Origin of the sequence: Curvibacter sp. APW13 (assembly GCF_032337135.1) — a bacterium.
Taxonomy (GTDB): Bacteria; Pseudomonadota; Gammaproteobacteria; order Burkholderiales; family Burkholderiaceae_C; genus Allorhodoferax.
In genome coordinates this window covers 773,809-792,664 of record NZ_JAVXZZ010000001.1, presented here as the reverse complement: position 1 = coordinate 792,664, position 18,856 = coordinate 773,809, and the positions used below count along the sequence as shown (strand labels likewise).

Sequence of the window (18,856 nt, the reverse complement as noted above, 5' to 3'; positions counted from 1 at the left end):
TCGCCGCTCAGTTCTGGCGCCAGGGCAGGCCGCGCATGCGCCAGCCGCCGCGGTTGCCCCGGTGGGCGCTGGCGTCGGCGTCACCTTCAAAGCCTTCGAGGATGTTGTAGGCCTCCAGCCCGAGTTCGGTGGCGCGCTTGGCGGCCGCCACGGAACGCACGCCGCTGCGGCACAGTAACACCACCTTCTTGCCTGCAGGCACGGCAGCGCGCAGGGCCGCGTCGAAGTCCGCATTCATGGCCATGCCGGGCCATTGCTTCCAGGCCACCGGCACCGCACCGGGCACAAAGCCCACCCACTCGCGCTCGGCGTCGGTGCGCACATCCACCAGCACGGCGTCGCCAGCCTGCCACCAGGCATAGGCCAGTTCGGCGCCCACGTCGCCCGCATAACCGGCCGCGGCGCGGGCCTCGTTGAGCCCGGCGCCACCGGCGTCGTGGCGCACGCCCGAGGTCAGATTGGCCGGCACGGCCTCGTTGATGCGCTTCGGGGCCGGCAGGTTCAATCCCTGCATGATGGCGATGAATTCATCCCGTGTCTTTCCGGCCACGCGTGCATTGGAGGTCTTTTCCGTACCGATGGTCGAACGTGTGCGGCCCTGGTAGTCATGGCCCGGCCAGACCACCGTGTCGTCCGGCAGCGCAAACAGCACTTGGGTCAGGCTGTGGAACATGTCCTCGGCGCTGCCGCTCTGGAAGTCGGTCCGGCCGCAGCCGTTGATGAGCAGCGTGTCGCCGGTAAAGACGTTGCTGCGCCAGACAAAGCTCATGGAGCCTGCCGTGTGGCCGGGGGTGTGCAGCGCCTGCAGCCGCTCGCGCCCGAACTCGAGCACCTGCTGGTGCTGCAGCTGCACCGCCGCGGTACCGATGCCGCAGGCCTCAGGTGCCGCCGTGCGGGCGCCGGTGTGTTCGGCCAGCTGGGCCGCGCTGGTGATGTGGTCGGCATGGGCGTGGGTCTCGATGGCCCATACCAGCTTCAGACCGTACTGGCGCAGCGTGGCCAGGTCACGTTCCAGTTGTTCGTCCACCGGATCGATGATCACCGCCTCGCGGGTTTCCTCGCAGAACACGAGGTAGGTGTAGGTGCTGGAGGCGGGGTCAAAGAGTTGCAGCGGTTGCATGGTGCGTACGGGGTAGGGCAGCGGCAGAAACCGCCGAAGTGCGCACTGTAATGCATCCGTAGGACAAGTCGGATATAGTTGACGTTTACGTAAACGTCAATTGCGGCCGCGACCCGCAATGCCCTGGAGACCCGCATGACCGATCTGTCCGCCGACTTCAAAGCGCTTGCCAACTACCGTCCCACCCACAAGGTGCGTTTTGTCACTGCCGCCAGCCTGTTCGACGGGCATGACGCGGCCATCAACATCATGCGCCGCATTCTGCAGAACATGGGTGCGGAAGTGATCCACCTGGGGCATAACCGCAGCGTGGACGAAGTGGTGACCGCGGCCCTGCAGGAAGACGTGCAGGGCATCGCCATCAGCTCCTACCAGGGCGGACACGTGGAGTACTTCAAGTACATGGTGGACCTGCTGCGCCAGCGCGGCGGTGCCCACATCCAGGTGTTCGGCGGTGGTGGCGGCGTGATCGTGCCCAGCGAGATCCGTGAACTCCATGCATATGGCGTAGGCCGCATCTACAGCCCCGAAGACGGCCAGCGCATGGGGCTGCAAGGCATGATCGGCGAGATGGTGATGCGCTGTGACAAGGACATCACCGGCCTGGCCCCTACCGCGGTCGAAACCCTGGTCGGGCATACCCCCGAAGCATGGCGGGCCTTGGCCCAGCTCATCACCGCACTCGAAGCGCAGCCCGGCAATCACCCGCTGGCCCCCGTGCTGCGTGCCCAGGCTGCTACCAAGAAAATACCGGTGCTGGGCATTACCGGTACCGGCGGCGCGGGCAAGTCCTCGCTCACCGATGAGCTGATCCGCCGCCTGCGTCTGGACCAGGGTGACAGCCTGCGCGTGGCCGTGGTCAGCATCGACCCGAGCCGACGCAAGAGCGGTGGTGCCTTGCTGGGAGACCGCATCCGCATGAACGCCATCGGGCCGTGGCAGAACGGCTCCACCATCTTCATGCGCTCGCTGGCCACCCGCGACTTCGGTAGCGAGATCAGCCAGGCCTTGCCTGACGTGATCGCCGCCTGCAAGGTGGCGGGGTTTGATCTGATCGTGGTGGAAACATCCGGCATTGGCCAGGGCGATGCCGCCATCGTGCCGTTGGTGGACGTGCCGCTGTACGTGATGACGCCGGAGTTCGGTGCCGCCAGCCAGCTGGAGAAGATCGACATGCTGGACTTTGCCGAGTTCGTGGCCATCAACAAGTTCGACCGCAAGGGCGCAGCAGACGCGCTGCGCGATGTCTCCAAGCAGGTGCAGCGCAACCGCGAGGCTTTCTCGACCCCGCCCGAAGCCATGCCGGTGTTCGGCACCCAGGCTGCACGTTTCAACGACGACGGCGTGACCGCCCTGTACCAGGCCTTGCTGCCGCGCCTGCAGGCGCTGGGCCTGGCCGTGACCGAAGGGCGCTTGCCGCGTGTGACGGTGCGCGCCAGCTCCAACCAGACCCCCATCGTTCCGCCCAGCCGCACGCGCTACCTGGCCGAGATTTCGGACACCGTGCGCGGCTACAAGGCCCGCGCCCGCGCCCAGGCCCGCCTGGCGCGCGAACTGCAGCAACTGCGCGAAACCGCACGCATGCTGCAGGAAGACAACCCCAGCAAGACGGGCGAGAGCGGTGCCCGCGCCACCGTGCTGGCCTTGGCACAAAGCCGCGATGAGCGCCTGGACAGCGACGCGCGCAAGCTGCTGGCCCAGTGGCCTGACATGCAAAAAGCCTATGCGGGTGACGAGTACGTGGTGAAGATCCGCGACAAGGAACTGCGCACCGCGCTCACCACGAAGTCCTTGAGCGGCACCACCATCCGCAAGGTGTCCCTGCCCACCTTCGAGGACCACGGCGAAATCCTCAAGTGGCTGATGCTGGACAACGTGCCCGGCAGCTACCCCTACACCGCCGGTACCTTTGCCTTCAAGCGCGAGAACGAAGACCCCACGCGCATGTTCGCAGGTGAGGGCGATGCCTTCCGCACCAACCGCCGCTTCAAGCTGCTCAGCGAAGGCATGCCCGCCAAGCGCCTGTCCACCGCCTTCGACTCGGTCACGCTCTACGGCAACGACCCCGACCTGCGCCCGGACATCTACGGCAAGGTGGGTAACAGCGGCGTGTCCATTGCCACGCTGGACGACCTCAAGGTCCTGTACAGCGGGTTTGACCTGTGCAACCCCACCACCAGCGTGTCCATGACCATCAACGGGCCCGCACCCGCCATGCTGGCCATGTTCATGAACACGGCCATCGACCAGAACATCGACAAGTTCAAGGCCGACAACGGCCGCGAGCCCACCGACACCGAAGTGGCCAAGATCAAGGAATGGGTGCTGGCCAATGTGCGCGGCACGGTGCAGGCCGACATCCTCAAGGAAGACCAGGGCCAGAACACCTGCATCTTCTCCACGGAATTCAGCCTGAAGGTGATGGGCGACATTGCCGAGTACTTCGTGCACCACAACGTGCGCAACTTCTACTCGGTGTCCATCAGCGGCTACCACATTGCCGAAGCCGGCGCCAACCCCATCAGCCAGTTGGCCTTCACGCTGTCCAACGGTTTTACGCTGGTGGAAGCCTACCTGGCGCGCGGCATGCACATCGACGACTTCGCGCCGAATCTCTCCTTCTTCTTCTCCAACGGCATGGACCCCGAGTACACGGTCATGGGCCGGGTGGCACGGCGCATCTGGGCCGTGGCCATGAAGGAAAAGTACGGCGCCAACGAGCGTAGCCAGAAGCTCAAGTACCACATCCAAACCAGTGGCCGCAGCTTGCACGCACAGGAAATCCAGTTCAACGACATCCGCACCACGCTGCAGGCGCTGATCGCCATCTACGACAACTGCAACAGCCTGCACACCAATGCGTTCGACGAGGCCATCACCACGCCCACCGAAGATTCGGTGCGCCGCGCCATGGCGATCCAGCTCATCATCAACCGCGAGTGGGGTCTGGCCAAGAACGAGAACCCGAACCAGGGCGCCTTCATCATCGAGGAATTGACCGAACTGGTGGAAGAGGCGGTGCTGTCCGAGTTCGAGAAGATTGCCGAACGCGGCGGCGTGCTCGGTGCCATGGAAACCGGCTACCAGCGCAGCAAGATCCAGGAAGAGAGCATGCACTACGAGATGCTCAAGCACACCGGCGAGTACCCCATCATCGGCGTCAATACCTTCCGCAACCCCAAGGGCGATGCGGTGCTGGAGAAGCTGGAACTGGCCCGATCCACCGACGAGGAAAAGCAGAGCCAATTGGCGCGTCTGGCAGACTTCCACGCCCGCCATGCAGCCGAGGCGCCCGCGCAATTGCAGCGCCTGCAGCAGGCTGTCATCGACAACAAGAATGTCTTTGAAGTGCTGATGGATGCGGTGCGCGTGTGCTCCTTGGGCCAGATCACCAGTGCCTTGTTTGAAGTGGGAGGCCAGTACCGCCGCAGCATGTAACTCTAAGTCGAAAGCGTCCGGGCCGTTGTTGCTTCGCCTGGACGTGCCAATGCACTGTCTGCGGCTTCGCGCCTAGGCCCAAACGCTTTCGACGCGGAATCGCTTATCTTGAAAAACCCTGTTGGCGCGAGCAGGGTTTTTGGCTATCCTTCCTGAGCGCAAACAGTACAGGCGGTGACCCCGTTCGGTACTGTCGCCTTGTCCGGTTTGCGTGTGGCTACCCGCTGCGCGCAGACCTTGTCCACCAGCAGCAAGCCACAAACTTGCATGGAGCTTATCGATGCCAACGCACGAACCCTTGCGTCTGCACGTGCCCGAGCCTACCGGCCGACCGGGACACGACACAGACTTCTCCTACCTTCCCCTTTCCGAGGCCGGCACCGTCCGACGACCCCCGGTCGATGTCCAGGCGGCACAGACCAGTGACCTGGCCTTCGCACTGATCCGGGTGCTCGACCCCAACGGCCAGGCCGTGGGCCCCTGGGCGCCGGACCTGAGCGTGGAGCAGTTGCGCAAAGGCATGCGTTCCATGCTCAAGACGCGTGCCTTCGATGCGCGCATGCTGATTGCCCAGCGCCAGAAGAAGATGTCCTTCTACATGCAGTGCCTGGGCGAAGAGGCCATTGCCTGCGCCCATGCCATGGCGCTTGTCGACGGCGACATGTGCTTTCCCACCTACCGCCAGCAGGGCCTGCTGCTCGCGCGCGACGACGTGAACATGGTGGACATGATCTGCCAGCTGTACAGCAACGAGCGCGACCCGCTCAAGGGGCGCCAGTTGCCGGTCATGTATTCGAGCAAGAAGCAAGGCTTCTTCTCCATCTCCGGCAACCTGGCCACGCAGGTGATCCAGGCCGTGGGCTGGGGCATGGCCTCGGCCATCAAGGGCGACACCAAGGTCGCGTCGAGCTGGATCGGCGACGGCGCCACGGCCGAAGCCGACTTCCACACCGGCCTGACTTTTGCCCACGTGTACCGTGCCCCGGTGGTGCTCAACGTGGTCAACAACCAGTGGGCCATCTCCACCTTCCAGGCCATCGCCGGGGGCGAGGGCACTACCTTTGCCGCGCGCGGCGTGGGCAATGGCATTGCCTCGCTACGCGTCGATGGCAATGATTTCCTGGCGGTGTACGCCGCCTCCCAGTGGGCGCTGGAGCGGGCCCGCAGCAACTGCGGCCCCACCCTCATCGAATGGGTGACCTTCCGCGCCGGCCCACACTCCACCTCGGACGACCCGAGCAAGTACCGCCCGGCCAACGACGCCGCGCGCTTCCCGCTGGGCGACCCCATTGCCCGCCTCAAGCAGCACCTGATTGCGCTGGGGGCCTGGTCCGATGCCGAGCACGAAGCCACGCAGAAGGAGATGGAGGCCGCTGTGGCCGCGGCCCAGAAGGAAGCCGAGCAATACGGCACCCTGGCCGATGGCCATGTGCGCAGCCCGGCCGAGATGTTTGAAGACGTGTACAAGGACATGCCCGCGCACCTGCGCCGGCAGCGCCAGGAATTGGGGATCTGACCATGAGTAAAACTACCCCCATGACAATGATCCAGGCCCTGCGGTCGGCCATGGACGTGATGCTGGAGCGCGACGACAACGTGGTCGTCTACGGCCAGGACGTAGGTTACTTCGGCGGCGTGTTCCGCTGCACCGAAGGCCTGCAGAAGAAGTACGGCACCTCGCGCGTGTTCGATGCCCCCATTTCCGAGAGCGGCATCGTCGGCTCGGCGGTGGGCATGGGCGCCTACGGCCTGCGCCCGGTGGTGGAAATCCAGTTTGCGGACTACTTTTACCCGGCCAGCGACCAGATCGTGTCGGAGGCGGCGCGCCTGCGCTACCGCTCAGCCGGTGACTTCACCTGCCCCATCACCATCCGCATGCCCTGCGGCGGCGGCATCTACGGCGGCCAGACCCACAGCCAGAGCCCCGAGGCCATGTTCACCCAGGTCTGCGGGCTGCGCACGGTCATGCCGTCCAACCCCTATGACGCCAAGGGCCTGCTGATTGCCTCGATCGAGAACGACGACCCGGTGATCTTCCTGGAGCCCAAGCGCCTGTACAACGGGCCCTTCGACGGCCACCACGAGAACCCGGTGGTGCCCTGGTCCAAGCACCCCATGGGCGAAGTACCCGAGGGCTACTACACCGTGCCGCTGGACAAGGCCGCCATCTTCCGCCCCGGCAGTGCCGTGACGGTGCTGGCCTACGGCACCATGGTCTACGTCTGCGAAGCCGCCGCCCGCGAAAGTGGCGTGGACGCCGAGGTGATCGACCTGCGTTCGATCTGGCCGCTGGACCTGGACACCATCGTGGCCTCGGTCAAGAAGACCGGGCGCTGCGTCGTGGTGCACGAGGCCACACGCACCAGCGGCTTCGGTGCCGAGCTGGTCGCGCTGGTGCAGGAGCATTGCTTCTACCACCTGGAAGCCCCCATTGAGCGCGTGGCGGGATGGGACACCCCCTACCCCCACGCCCAGGAGTGGGATTACTTTCCCGGCCCCACAAGGGTCGCTGAAGCGTACAAGCGCGTGCTGGAGGCATAAGCCATGGGAATTCATGTCATCAAAATGCCGGACATCGGCGAAGGCATTGCAGAAGTGGAACTGGTGGCCTGGCACGTGCAGGTGGGCGATACGGTGGTCGAAGACCAGGTGCTGGCTGACGTCATGACCGACAAGGCCACGGTGGAAATCCCGTCCGCGGTATCCGGCAAGGTACTGGCCCTGGGCGGTGCCGTGGGACAGGTCATGGCCGTGGGCTCGGAAGTGATCCGCATAGAGGTCGAGGGCGCAGGCAACCTGAAGGAAGGCGATGCAGAGCGAAAAGTGGCTCCAACCCAAGCAAAATCTGCGCAAGCAGCTCCTGTTTCCATAGCGACAGCAATGCTGCAGGAAGCTCCGGCATCCACGCCAGCTCCGGCATCCAGTCGTGCCGTTGCCCCCGCGCAGGCCGGCAACGGCAACGCAGCACGCAACGCCCCGGCCACACCGGCCCACCACCGCGCGCCCGGCGACAAGCCGATTGCCGCGCCCTCGGTGCGCCACCGCGCCTGGGAGTTGGGAGTGGAGTTGCAGTACGTGCCGGGCACGGGACCGGCAGGGCGCATCAGCCATGCCGACCTGGACGCCTACGTGGCCCGTGCCGCGCGCGGCATTCCCAGTGGCGGCAGCGACAGCCGCTACCTGGAACGCAGCGACGAGGAAGCGGTGCCGGTCATCGGCCTGCGCCGCAAGATCGCGCAGAAGATGCAGGAGGCCAAGCGCCGCATTCCGCACTTCACCTACGTCGAGGAAGTCGACATGACCGAGCTCGAAGCCCTGCGCCAGCGCCTCAACGCCCAGCACGGCAAGGCACGCGGCAAGCTCACCGTCATCCCCTTCCTGGCACGGGCCATGGTGCAGGCATTGCGCGAGTTCCCGCACCTCAACGCCCGCTACGACGACGAGGCCGACGTGCTGACCAAGTACGGCGCGGTGCACCTGGGGCTGGCCGCCCAGACCGAGGCCGGGCTCATGGTGCCGGTGCTGCGCCATGCCGAAACCATGGACCTGTGGGCCTGCGCGGCCGAGGTCACACGCCTGGCCGAGGCCGCGCGCACCGGCAAGGCGGCACGCGAGGAGCTGAGCGGCTCCACCATCACCCTGACCAGCCTGGGTGCACTGGGGGGCATCGTCAGCACGCCGGTGATCAACCGGCCCGAGGTCGCCATCGTGGGTGTCAACCGCATGGTCGAGCGCCCCATGGTGCGGGGCGGTGCGGTGGTGGTGCGGCAGATGATGAATCTGTCGTCGTCCTTCGACCACCGCGTGGTGGACGGCATGCACGCCGCCGAGTTCATTCAAAAGGTACGGGGCTATCTGGAGTGCCCGGCCACCCTGTTCGTGGAGTGAGAACTTGCCCGCTAATGAATTGAGGTCACGTTGGGATGCAATCGGGATGAGATGCATGCCAACGTTGCGCCGCATGGGCTCATGCCCATGCAAGAAACTTGGCGGGCAAATCGCCCGATTTCATCCCAACCCGAAGGGCTCTGGCATTTTCGGGTGGCCTGCGGCGTTGCAACACCAGGCAAGGCGGCCAGCCTTGCCTTGGGTATTGCGCCTTGCACGCCATCCCGAAGATGCCAGAGCGTGATCCCCAATTCATTAGTGGACAAGTTCTACCATGGTTACCCAAAAGACAACTTTGCTCATCATTGGCGGTGGCCCCGGCGGCTACGTTGCCGCCATCCGCGCGGCTCAGCTCGGCATTGCCACCACCCTGGTGGAAGGCGCGCAGCTCGGCGGCACCTGCCTGAACATCGGCTGCATCCCCAGCAAGGCGCTGATCCATGCCGCCGACGCCTACCACCACGCGCACCATTGCATGGGCGACCACACGCTGGGCATCCACGTGGACGGTGCGCGCATCGACGTGGCCCAAACCGTGCGCTGGAAGGACGGCATCGTGGCGCGCCTGACCGGTGGCGTGGGCGCTCTGATGAAGAAGCACGGCGTGCAGGTCATCAAGGGTTGGGCGCACATGGTTGACGGCAAGACCGTGGACGTGGATCTGGGCCGGGGTGACGCCGAACCCACCCGCATCCAGTGCGAGCACCTGCTGCTGGCCAGCGGTTCGGTCGAGCTGGGGCTGCCGGGCATGCCCTTCGGAGGCAAGGTCATCTCCAGCAAGCAGGCGCTGTCGCCCGACCACATCCCGAAGAAGCTGGTGGTGGTCGGTGCCGGCTACATCGGCCTGGAGCTGGGCACGGTCTACCGCAAGCTCGGCTCCGAGGTGACCTTGGTGGAAGCGCAGGAACGCATCCTGCCGCTGTACGACGAGGAACTCACCAAACCGGTGGCGGCCTCGCTGCGCAAACTGGGCGTGCAGGTGCTGCTGGGTTGCAAGGTGCAGGGCCTGGACGAAGCCACGCAAGGCGTGCGCATCCTCGACAGCGGTGCCAAGGAAAGCGTGCTGGAGGCAGACCAGGTGCTGGTGGCCATCGGCCGCGTGCCACACACCCACGGCTGGGGTCTGGAAAAGCTGATGCTGGAGATGCAGGGCCGCGCCATCAAGGTCGACGACCAGTGCCACACCTCCATGCGCAACGTCTGGGCCATTGGCGACCTCACCGGCGAGCCCATGCTGGCGCACCGCGCCATGGCGCAGGGCGAGCTGGTGGCCGAGGTCATCGCCGGCCAGCGCCGCCGCTTCGCCCCTGCGGCCATTGCTGCAGTCTGCTACACCGACCCCGAGGTGGTAACGGCGGGGCTAGGGCCCCAGGAGGCCGCCAAGGCCGGGCTCGACTGCATCCATGCGCAGTTCCCGTTTGCGGCCAATGGCCGTGCCATGACGCTGGAGTCCACCGACGGATTCGTGCGCGTGGTGGCACGGCGCGACAACCACCTGATCGTCGGCTGGCAGGCCGTGGGGGCGGGGGTTTCCGAGTTGGCGGCGGCCTTCGGACAGTCGCTGGAAATGGGTGCCTGCCTCGAAGACGTGGCCGGCACCATCCATGCCCACCCGACACTGGGCGAGGCGGTGCAGGAAGCGGCGCTGCGCGCCCTGGGGCACGCGCTGCACATATAGGTGGCGGTGAACGAGCACGCCCCGGCAGGGGCGTGCTTGCTAGGCTAGGGATTCATTCCGCGGGCTGCAGCTGCTTCGGGCCAACTGCCATCGCCCATCGGTGTCGGTTTTCGGACGATCAAACTGGGCAGCGAAGTCATGGTTGGGGCACAGTGATGACTCGTGCCAAAACACGGAGATAAGTCCTTTCACGGCGTTACTCGTGGCTGGTGATGGACAGGAACGTGGCTCAACCCGGGACGCCAGGAACACATCAACTCGCTGCGCGTTTGTTTCCGCTCTAGTCCACATCCGAGTGAGACTGCATTCCAACGTTAGCAAAGAGAAAGTTGTTCTTGCCAGAGCGCTTGACCTCGTACATCGCTGCGTCGGCAGCACGTCGCAGGGCCGCTGCGTCGGTGGCGTGTTCGGGAAATACCGCAATGCCCACACTGCATCCAACGCACAGCTGATGGTCCTTGTAGGGAATCGGCTCCGCAATGGCGGCGATGATTCTCTTGGCAGTTTCCGCAGCCAGCGACGAATCTTGGATGTCACCCAAGACCACGATGAATTCGTCGCCCCCAATACGTGCAACCGTATCGCTGGCTCGGACCATATGAAGCAACCGAAGCGCAATGGTTTGAAGGACTACGTCACCGGCCTCATGGCCATAGGTGTCGTTGGCCTTCTTGAACCCATCCAGATCCAAGAACATCAAGGCAACTTTGCTTTGCTTGCGCTGAGCGGTCTTGAGGGCCACATCCAGGCGGTCGGTTGCAAGCCGAAGCGTAGGAAGATCGGTCAACCGGTCGTGCGTTGCCTGGTGGGCAAGCAAATCCCTTTGCCGCTCCACTTCCACCAGTAGCGCATAGGTCGAATTCTTGTATACCGATATCGATAAGGCAAGGGTCGTCGCCACCAGCAATGCAGCCAACAATGGTAGCGCCCAGTTCAAGGGCTGAAGAACATACAGGTTTGTATCGAACGCAATCTGCAGGCTTCCACTGACAAAGCCGAATGCAATGGCGGAGATGGAGGCAACAAACGCAAAAGCAACGAATGCCGTGGCCCTGCTCGAGAACAACAGGCTGGTAAGTACCACACAAGCAACGAACGCAGTGGTTGCCTGACTCAGCAACCCCAAACCCGACATTCCAGCGAGAGAGGTTGTTGAAAGAATGAGGATCGTCAATGCTGCTTTGGCCTTGTACGTGACACGGGTACCAAGTAGCTGTACAAAAAGAACCAATCCAAGAATGGACAAGTGAAAGCCGTAGATGGGAAGCCAGCCAGTATTGGTGGCACGCAAGGCTGAAACCGGTGCCCCAATAAGCATGAAAACTAGCAAAGCTCGCCAGACTTGCGCACCCAGGCGCTGCTGGATCGACTCCCAACTCATGGGTGTCGACATGGGCTCAGTCACGTCAGGCGGCATATTCCTCCCTAAATCAGGAAAACCGCCGGCATCGTAGTGTGATCAAGTTCTGTCGTCCAGTTGCGCAGGCGTGGACCTCTCTGATCGGTAGCGCGAACGCACATCATCTCCGTGCGGGCTCTGTGCAGTGCGCTGGTTGATTCGCAGGGGCACCTCGGCCCCGGACCAGTGAACGCGTGCCAGACGTTTTACGCCAAGCCCTGTGTGGCGCTTCTCACGACCTCGACGCGGTCGCGCAGGGCACTGAGCGCAATCGCGTGGATCATCGGGTCCACCGTGGTGCACAGGTCTTCCAGCACGCGCACGGCATAGCCCTGGGCCTGCGGTGACAGGGCGGTGTGGGTGACGCAGTTGTGGGTCATCATGCCGGCCAGCCACAGCGTGTCCGCGCCCAGCGCGGCCAGGGTGTCCTGCAGCGTGGTGTTCAGGAAGCTGTCGGCATGGCCCTTCACCACCACGGGCGCGTCGGGAGCAGCGGCACGCAGGGCAGGGTGAATCTGCACACCCTCTGTGCCGCCATTGAAGAAGGGGGACGGCCCCCGTGCCACGTGCTGCACCAGCACCACCGGCACACCCTGCGCCTGGGCCCGGTGTATGGCTTCAACGCTGCGCGCGAGCACCGCCTCGGTGTCGTGCAGCGGGTAGGCGCCGGTAGGGAAGTAGTCGTTCTGGATGTCGATGACGATCAATGCGGGGTGGCTCATGGTGGGCTCCTGTTGGGTTGATGGAATGGCCCCTATCGTGCGCGGGCTCCGCCTTGCGTGCGAGTGGCCCGATGGCCATAGTGCGATAGTATTGGGCCAACATGCAGACACCACAGAACCGAGCACCGCGCCGCCAGCAAGCACTGTCGCCCCGTCGCGTGGCGGTGCTGGCGTTCGACCGCATCAGCCCCTTTCACCTGTGTGTGCCCAGCATTGCGCTGGGCGAGGCATCGGCCTTCTTTGACGTGCGCGTCGTCGCCATGGAGGCGGGGCCCTTGCGCACCACGGCCGGTTTCACCATCACCACCGAGTGGGGTCTGGAGCTGCTGGATCTGGCCGACGTGGTCATCGTGCCCACCTGGCGCGATGTGCACGAGGTCGTGCCCGAGCCCGTGCTGCGGGCCCTGCGTGCGGCCCACGCGCGCGGCGCCGTGCTGGTGGGCCTGTGCCTGGGCGCATTTGTGCTGGCCCAGGCCGGGCTGCTGGACGCCCGCCAGGCCACCACCCACTGGGCCTACGCGGCGGAACTGGAACGGCGCTACCCGGCAGTACAGGTGGACGCCAGCGTGCTCTACGTGCAGGACGGAACGGTGCTCACCTCGGCGGGAACCGCCGCGGCGCTGGACTGCTGCCTGCATCTGCTGCGCAGTACGGCCGGTGCAGGCGCAGCCAACCACGCGGCCCGCATGCTGGTGCTGGCCCCGCACCGCCATGGGGGGCAGGCCCAGTTCATCGAATGCGCGGTGCCGCCGCTGCAAGCCCGCAGCGAGCGCATGGGCCAACTGCTCGATGCCTTGCTGGCGGACCTGGACCAGACTCCTTCGCTCGATGCGCTGGCACAGCAGTTGCACATGAGCCGGCGCACCTTCAGTCGCCAGTTCCGCGCCGCCACCGGCATGGCCCTGGGGCCGTGGCTGGCCCAGCAGCGTCTTGGGCGGGCCCAGCAGTTGCTGGAGCGTACCGATGCCTCCATGGAGTCCATCGCCGCCCAGTGCGGCCTGGGCAGTGCACAGAACCTGCGCCTGCAGTTCCGCAAGGTACTGGGCCTGACGCCGCAGCAGTGGCGGCGGCAGTTTCGGGGATAGGCCACTCGGGCGTGGCAACGGTTCGGTCCGGTGCGTCGACTGGCATGGTCGGCTTCTTGCAGGGCTGTCGAGAATCGGCGTAGGATGGAGTTACGCGAATTTACACAGGGGGGTATTGATGCGGTGGGTCAAAGGGTGGGAGATGCCGATAGCGGCCTTGCTCTACTGGGCTTGTGCGCGTCTGGGCATGGCCTTGTTCGCTTTGCAGCCCAGCAACATCACCTTGCTGTGGCTGCCCTCCGGCATTGGCCTGGTCATGGTGCTCCACGCTGGCTGGCGGGCGCTGCCGTGGATCGCTGTGGCAAGCTTTGTGGCCAACTTCTCCGGCATGGCCCATGCCGCTTGGCAATGGCAGGTAGTGCACACCGCACTGGCCGCCCTGGTAGATATGCTGACGCCCTGGTTTGCGGCGCGCCAGATGCAACGCCACTTGCCGCGGGGCATCCAGAGCACGTCCGACTGCCTGGCCTTTGTGCTGCGGGTCTGCGTGCTACCCACGGTCTTTTCCTCCTTGGCCCTGGCGGCCAATCTGGTGATTGGAGGGTACATCGCCCTGGCTGCCGCGCCAGACTTCGTGCAGATGCTGCTGCTGGCAGACAGCTTGGGCATATTGCTGGTCTACCCCTTGTATGAAAGCATGCAGAGGAAAGGCGCCGGGAGCGCCTTGAAAAAGCGCAACTTCGCTTGGGGCATGGCGCTGGTGCTGCTGTTCCTGTTTCTTGCCCACACGGGGCTTCCACAGTGCATCTACCTGGTCATTCCGGTCCTGCTGTTCATGGTGTTCCAGAGCGACACACGATACGTGTCTTGGGCCTTGCTGATGGTCATCGTGGTCGCCGTGTCCGCGGCATCCCTGCCACAGGGCCCCTTTGGCCTGTTTCCGCAGGCCGCACGCCACCAGATGCTGGTGGCATTTCTGTTCAGCACCACGGTGACGGTGCTGTGGGGGCTGTACAGCAGCCATGAGCTGGAAAGTGAACAGCACGCGGCCCGCAACTGGGAACGCATTGCGGGACACGACCCGCTAACGGGGCTGGTCAACCGCATGGTCTTTGCCCCCATGCTGGCCCACGAGCACGAACGTGCCCGGCGCCAGAGTGGCGATTACCGTTACGCCGTGGCCATGCTGGATCTGGACTATTTCAAGTCGGTCAACGACCAGCACGGCCACGCTGTTGGAGACCAGGTGCTGGTGGAGGTGGCCCAGCGCATGCAGGCCTTCCTGCGCGGCATGGACATTGCAGCCCGCTATGGCGGAGAAGAATTCTCGATTCTGTTTCCGGGGGCCAGTGCACAGGAAGCCTGCTTGGCGCTGGAGCGCTTGCGTGACGACCTGGAACACAACCCCGTGCGCATCAAGGGCTTCCACGTGGGCGTCACCATCAGTGCAGGAGTGGCCGAATATGCGCCGCATGCGGGCAGTGCTGACAGCCTGCTGGCCCAGGCCGACACGGCGCTGTACCAAGCCAAGCAGGCCGGTCGCAATCGAATCGTTCTCGCCGCAATCTGAATTGCGCGCAACAGCTGCTCTTATTTTGATAGCTGGTTACGCAACGTCATTGCGGGCTGGCGAGCAATTTCTCCAGTAATTTGACAAGCTTTCCGTCGTTGGGAGTGGTCATGCTGGAGAAGGCGTCGACGGGCTGGCCCTTGCGGTCGACCACGTACTTGTAGAAGTTCCATTTGGGCGTGGTGCCGGTAGCGCGTGCCAGTTCCACATAGAAGGCGTTGGCCTTGTCCCCGCGCACGTCGCTCTTGGCAAACATGGGGAACTTCACGCCGTAGGTGTTGTAGCAGAAGTCGGCAATTTCCTTGGACGAGCCGGGCTCCTGGCTGCCGAACTGGTTGCTCGGAAAGCCCAGCACCACCAGGCCCTTGTCCTTGTAGCGGGCATAGAGTTGCTCCAGGCCTTCGTACTGGCTGGTGAAGCCGCAGTAGCTGGCGGTGTTCACCACCAGCAGCACCTTGCCCGTGTACTGGCACAGGTTCTGCGGTGCGTCGTCCTGCAGGCGGGGGAATTCGTGGCGCAACAGGGCCGGGCACGCGGGGGCAGTGCTGGGCGCTGTCGGGGCCGCTGGCTTGGCGTCGGCGGCATGGGCGCCGACCAGTCCGAAGGCAGTCAGAGCGAACAGTGCGATCGCGGGGGCGGTACGGGGCATGGCGGTCTCCTTGTCCATCACAGGGTACGGCGGCCAATGGCGCCGCCGAGCATGCGCAACAACCACTTCGGGGTCGCGCGCGAGGCGATCATGGCGCCCTGGTTGATGGCGCCGGGAACCACGATGGCGTCGCCGCGCTCGGTGGCTTCGAAGGCAGCGCGGGCCACTTCGCCCACGTCACCGACCAGAAAGCCCGGAATGCGCTGCAGCTTGGCATTTTCCTTCGTGGCGTTCTTCAGCATGGCGGTGGCGGTGATGCCTGGGCACAGTGCCGTCACCGTGACGCCGGTGCCCTTGAGTTCCTCGGCCAGCGATTCCGACAGCGAGAGCACGTAGGCCTTGCTGGCGGCATAGGTGGCCAGCGAAGGAATGGGCTGGAAGGCGGCGACCGAGGCGACGTTGAGCACGCGACCCTTGCCACGGCGCACCATGTCAGGCACGAAGCAGCCCAGCATGGCGGTCAGTGCCGAAATGTTGAGGTCGATCATCGCCTGCTGCTGGTGGCTGTCCATGCTGGCGAAGGCACCTTGGTGCAGTACACCGGCGCAGTTGACCAGCACGTCGACCACGATGCCGCGTTGTTCCAAGGCCGTGTGCAGCTGCTCGGCGGCGCCGCGCTGTGCCAGGTCGGTGGCCTGCACGCTCACCTGCACCCCGTGGCGGCTGCGCAATTCGTCGGCCAGGGCCTGCAGGGCATCGGCGCGGCGGGCCACCAGCACCAGGTTGTGCCCGGCCTGGGCAAAGCAGCGTGCCAGTTCGGCACCGATGCCCGCCGAGGCCCCGGTGATCAGGGCCGCAGGGCGGTTCTCGTGGGAAGCAGTGGAAGGCTTGCGGACCATGGTGAATCGATGATTGGCGGGAGTGGGAGTATCACCCCATTTGCAGGGTCATGCCGGCGGCGCGCAGGCGTGCCACCAGCACATCGCCCAATCCACTGGCGGGCGTGAGCACGCCGCCGTGCTTGCGGCCCTGCGGCAGTTCCTTGTCTTGCAAGGCCAGTGCGAGGGCTGATTCGCACAGCATCTTGGTCGTGGCCCGGTTGCCGGGGTCGCCCTGGTCGGCAATGCGGCCGTGCACCAGCGTGCCGTCGGCCGCCCGGCCGACGATGCGGCTCTGGAAGGAGCCCTTGTCCATGCTCGCCTGCGACGGCCCCTCTCCTGGGGCCGGAGCCAGGCGGCGGGCCAGCGCGCGCACCGGCTTCAGGCCCATGGCCCATTGCGTGGCGACCGAGCTGGCACTGAGGGCCGTGGCTGCCACGGCCCGGCTGCCGCCGCGGCCCAGGCGCAGGTACTCCTGGTAGTGGAAGTCGGCGCCGTAGTCCAGCAGTGCAGCGCTGCGTCGCACTACCCGCGTGTTCACCGGAGCCATGAAGAAAGGGCCCAGCCAGCTGTCAAGGTCGGCATCGAAGCGCGGCCCCACCGGGTCGGCATGGGCCTCGGGGTGTGCGGGGCGGTGGTCGGCGGGGTTGAGCAGGAACGGGTCGCGCATGGCCTGTGCCTGCCCGGCGTCGAGCATGTGGAAGAACGAGGCCAGGGTGCCGCCATTGAAGCCCCCACGGATGCTGTAGGCGGCCTTCACATCGACACAGTCGCGGCCGTGTACCGAGCGCATGGTGTTCTGGGCCAGGAAGGCGCCGATGTCCGAGGGAATGGAGTCGAAACCGCAGCACGGAATGATGCGGGCATGGCGACGCTGGGCTTCCTGGTGCAGGCGGTCGATCAGCCCCTTGACCCACGGGGTCTCGCCGGTGATGTCCACGTAGTGGCAGCCCTGGCGCACGCAGGCCTCCACCAGCGGCGTGCCGTATAGGGCAAACGGCCCGGCCGTGCTCAGCACCACGCGGGCGCTGCGCGCCAGGGTGTCGAGCGCGGATGTATCGGCGGCATCGGCCACCAGCACACCGGCCTGGGGCACCTGCAGTTCACGCTGCAGGGCTTCGAGCTTGGCGCGGTTGCGCCCGGCCAGGGCCCAACGCAGGCCACTGGCGCGCACATCGGGGTGGGCGGCGATGTAGGCCACGGTCTGGCGCCCCACAAAGCCAGTGGCGCCATACAGGACGAGGTCGTAAGCTTCGCTTGCGCGGGGCATGGGCGGTTCTCCAGTCGAAGCGGGAGCTTACGCCGCCCGCAGTAGCCCGGCAGGGCGTGCGGCTAAAGCGGCATGGTGCTCAGGCGCGGTGCACGGAAGTGCTGCCGAGCACCGCCTCCTGCACCGCCCACAGGCGATCCTGGCCCCAAACGCTGGTGGCGCCGGCACGGAACGATGGCACGCCCCACAGCCCCAGGTCCATCATCTCGGCGCGATTGGCCTCCGCTTGGGTGCGCCAGGCCGGGTCTTGTAGGGCGTTTTGGCACTCAGCCCGCATCAAACCTGCGCGACCAGCTATCGAAAACAGAGCGTCGTCGGTGCCAGCGTCGAGTCCCTCAGCCCACACGCCGCGCATGAACGAAGCCACATAGGCTTCGCCCTTGCCCTGTGCAATGGCCAGCGGCATGAGTGCAAGGCCACGCTCGGTAGGACGGCCCACGGGGTCATTCATGCGGCCGAACGGGATGCCGCGCAGCCGCGCTTCCCGGGCCGTGTCGCGCACGATGTACAGCCGCTTCTCGCGCGGCACCGGCAAGCCGCGCATCACCATGGGCAGCACGAAGCGCAGGTTCACCTTGGCGCCCGTCAACGCCCCCAGCCGGAACACGCGTTCGCAGACGATGGCCGAATAGGGGCTGCGCAGCGAGAAGAAGAAGTCGATGGCGGGCGGGTTCGCCACGGGCACGGGTGCCGTGAGGTCTGCACCCGGGGGAAACAGCGGCCCCTGCACACCGGGCAGCGCTGCCCCCAGCGCCTGCAGTCGCGCCTCCAGGTGGTGCAGGCGGTCGATGCCCCAGTACCACTCGCCGCCGTAGTACAGCGTGGCCCCGAGGTAGTGGCCCCAGCGTGTGCGCAGCGCGTCGGCCTGGGCACGGCGCTCGTTCGGGTCGGTGGCGGCGGGCGCTGCTGCCTGGGTGGCGGCGTGCCAGTCCAGCACGTAGTGCGCAGCCAGCAACTGGGCGTCGCGCAGGCTGTAGGCCTGCAGGCGCGGGCGGTCGGGGGCGGCCGAATCGGCCGGCGGGCTCACGTGGTGCACGACGATGCGGATCGCATAGCGTGCCTGCAGCTGGGGAAGCACCTGGGCAAGCAACTGGCTGTAGGGGTCGTCGGCCTGGTGGAAGTAGTGCACCGTGTGCGGCTCACCGCTGCGCTGGCGCTTGCGTTCCACCGCGGCGCGGCGTTTCAGTTCGCGCGCCGGGTCGAGCAGGAACTGCATCACATGCGGGGTCAACCAGGTTTTCAGGGACATAGGGCTCCTCGCGTTTTCACCAGCCTAGCG

General features: G+C 65.4%; 14 protein-coding genes and 1 pseudogene. 7 read left to right on the top strand and 8 right to left on the bottom strand.

Annotation, left to right across the window (positions count from 1 at the left end; all coding sequences use genetic code 11):
• Positions 1-7: 7 nt before the first annotated feature.
• Both RQP54_RS03590 and RQP54_RS03585 read right to left on the bottom strand, forming a co-directional pair.
• On the bottom strand, positions 8-445 hold the full coding sequence (locus RQP54_RS03590; protein WP_315677743.1) for a rhodanese-like domain-containing protein: 438 nt from the start codon (positions 443-445) through the stop codon (positions 8-10).
• A 174-nt stretch (positions 446-619) separates the two neighbouring features.
• A pseudogene (locus RQP54_RS03585) lies at positions 620-1,120 on the bottom strand (MBL fold metallo-hydrolase); the annotation flags it as partial.
• Between the two features lie 135 nt (positions 1,121-1,255).
• Here RQP54_RS03585 and icmF point away from each other — a divergent pair.
• The 5 genes from icmF (at position 1,256) to lpdA (ending at position 10,124) form a co-directional block, all read left to right on the top strand.
• Positions 1,256-4,558, top strand: a complete 3,303-nt coding sequence (gene icmF, locus RQP54_RS03580; RefSeq protein WP_315676794.1) for a fused isobutyryl-CoA mutase/GTPase IcmF — start codon at positions 1,256-1,258, stop codon at positions 4,556-4,558.
• 280 nt (positions 4,559-4,838) lie between these two features.
• Positions 4,839-6,074, top strand: coding sequence for a 3-methyl-2-oxobutanoate dehydrogenase (2-methylpropanoyl-transferring) subunit alpha (locus RQP54_RS03575; RefSeq protein ID WP_315676793.1), 1,236 nt, complete (start codon positions 4,839-4,841; stop codon positions 6,072-6,074).
• 2 nt (positions 6,075-6,076) lie between these two features.
• Positions 6,077-7,099 carry an alpha-ketoacid dehydrogenase subunit beta gene (locus tag RQP54_RS03570; protein ID WP_315676792.1) on the top strand — a complete coding sequence of 341 codons (1,023 nt, stop codon included), beginning with the start codon at positions 6,077-6,079 and terminating at the stop codon, positions 7,097-7,099.
• A gap of 3 nt (positions 7,100-7,102) precedes the next feature.
• Positions 7,103-8,446: a dihydrolipoamide acetyltransferase family protein gene (locus tag RQP54_RS03565; protein WP_315676791.1), complete on the top strand. Its 1,344-nt coding sequence runs from the start codon at positions 7,103-7,105 to the stop codon at positions 8,444-8,446.
• Between the two features lie 274 nt (positions 8,447-8,720).
• Positions 8,721-10,124 carry a dihydrolipoyl dehydrogenase gene (lpdA, locus tag RQP54_RS03560; protein WP_315676790.1) on the top strand — a complete coding sequence of 468 codons (1,404 nt, stop codon included), beginning with the start codon at positions 8,721-8,723 and terminating at the stop codon, positions 10,122-10,124.
• 280 nt (positions 10,125-10,404) lie between these two features.
• On the opposite strand, the gene RQP54_RS03555 is transcribed toward lpdA, so the two are convergent.
• Together RQP54_RS03555 and RQP54_RS03550 are read right to left on the bottom strand one after the other, a co-directional pair.
• Positions 10,405-11,517, bottom strand: coding sequence for a GGDEF domain-containing protein (locus tag RQP54_RS03555; protein WP_315676789.1), 1,113 nt, complete (start codon positions 11,515-11,517; stop codon positions 10,405-10,407).
• A gap of 212 nt (positions 11,518-11,729) precedes the next feature.
• The gene (locus tag RQP54_RS03550; protein ID WP_315676788.1) at positions 11,730-12,245 is read right to left on the bottom strand and encodes a cysteine hydrolase family protein; all 516 of its coding nucleotides are present in this window, start codon (positions 12,243-12,245) and stop codon (positions 11,730-11,732) included.
• Positions 12,246-12,346: 101 nt separating this feature from the next.
• Between RQP54_RS03550 and RQP54_RS03545 the strand changes: the two genes are divergently transcribed.
• The gene (locus RQP54_RS03545) at positions 12,347-13,330 is read left to right on the top strand and encodes a helix-turn-helix domain-containing protein (protein ID WP_315676787.1); all 984 of its coding nucleotides are present in this window, start codon (positions 12,347-12,349) and stop codon (positions 13,328-13,330) included.
• A 118-nt stretch (positions 13,331-13,448) separates the two neighbouring features.
• Positions 13,449-14,840 carry a diguanylate cyclase gene (locus tag RQP54_RS03540; RefSeq protein ID WP_315676786.1) on the top strand — a complete coding sequence of 464 codons (1,392 nt, stop codon included), beginning with the start codon at positions 13,449-13,451 and terminating at the stop codon, positions 14,838-14,840.
• Between the two features lie 46 nt (positions 14,841-14,886).
• On the opposite strand, the gene RQP54_RS03535 is transcribed toward RQP54_RS03540, so the two are convergent.
• From RQP54_RS03535 to RQP54_RS03520, 4 genes are all read right to left on the bottom strand, one after another.
• Positions 14,887-15,489, bottom strand: coding sequence for a glutathione peroxidase (locus RQP54_RS03535; RefSeq protein ID WP_315676785.1), 603 nt, complete (start codon positions 15,487-15,489; stop codon positions 14,887-14,889).
• 17 nt (positions 15,490-15,506) lie between these two features.
• A complete protein-coding gene (locus RQP54_RS03530; protein WP_315676784.1) occupies positions 15,507-16,328 on the bottom strand; it encodes an SDR family oxidoreductase in 822 nt (273 codons plus the stop codon).
• 31 nt (positions 16,329-16,359) lie between these two features.
• Positions 16,360-17,577 (bottom strand): saccharopine dehydrogenase family protein, encoded by a 1,218-nt coding sequence (locus tag RQP54_RS03525; protein WP_315676783.1) that lies wholly within the window; start codon positions 17,575-17,577, stop codon positions 16,360-16,362.
• Positions 17,578-17,656: 79 nt separating this feature from the next.
• Complete coding sequence (locus RQP54_RS03520) at positions 17,657-18,826, bottom strand: DsbA family protein (RefSeq protein ID WP_315676782.1); 1,170 nt, start codon at positions 18,824-18,826, stop codon at positions 17,657-17,659.
• Between the last annotated feature and the right edge of the window lie 30 nt (positions 18,827-18,856).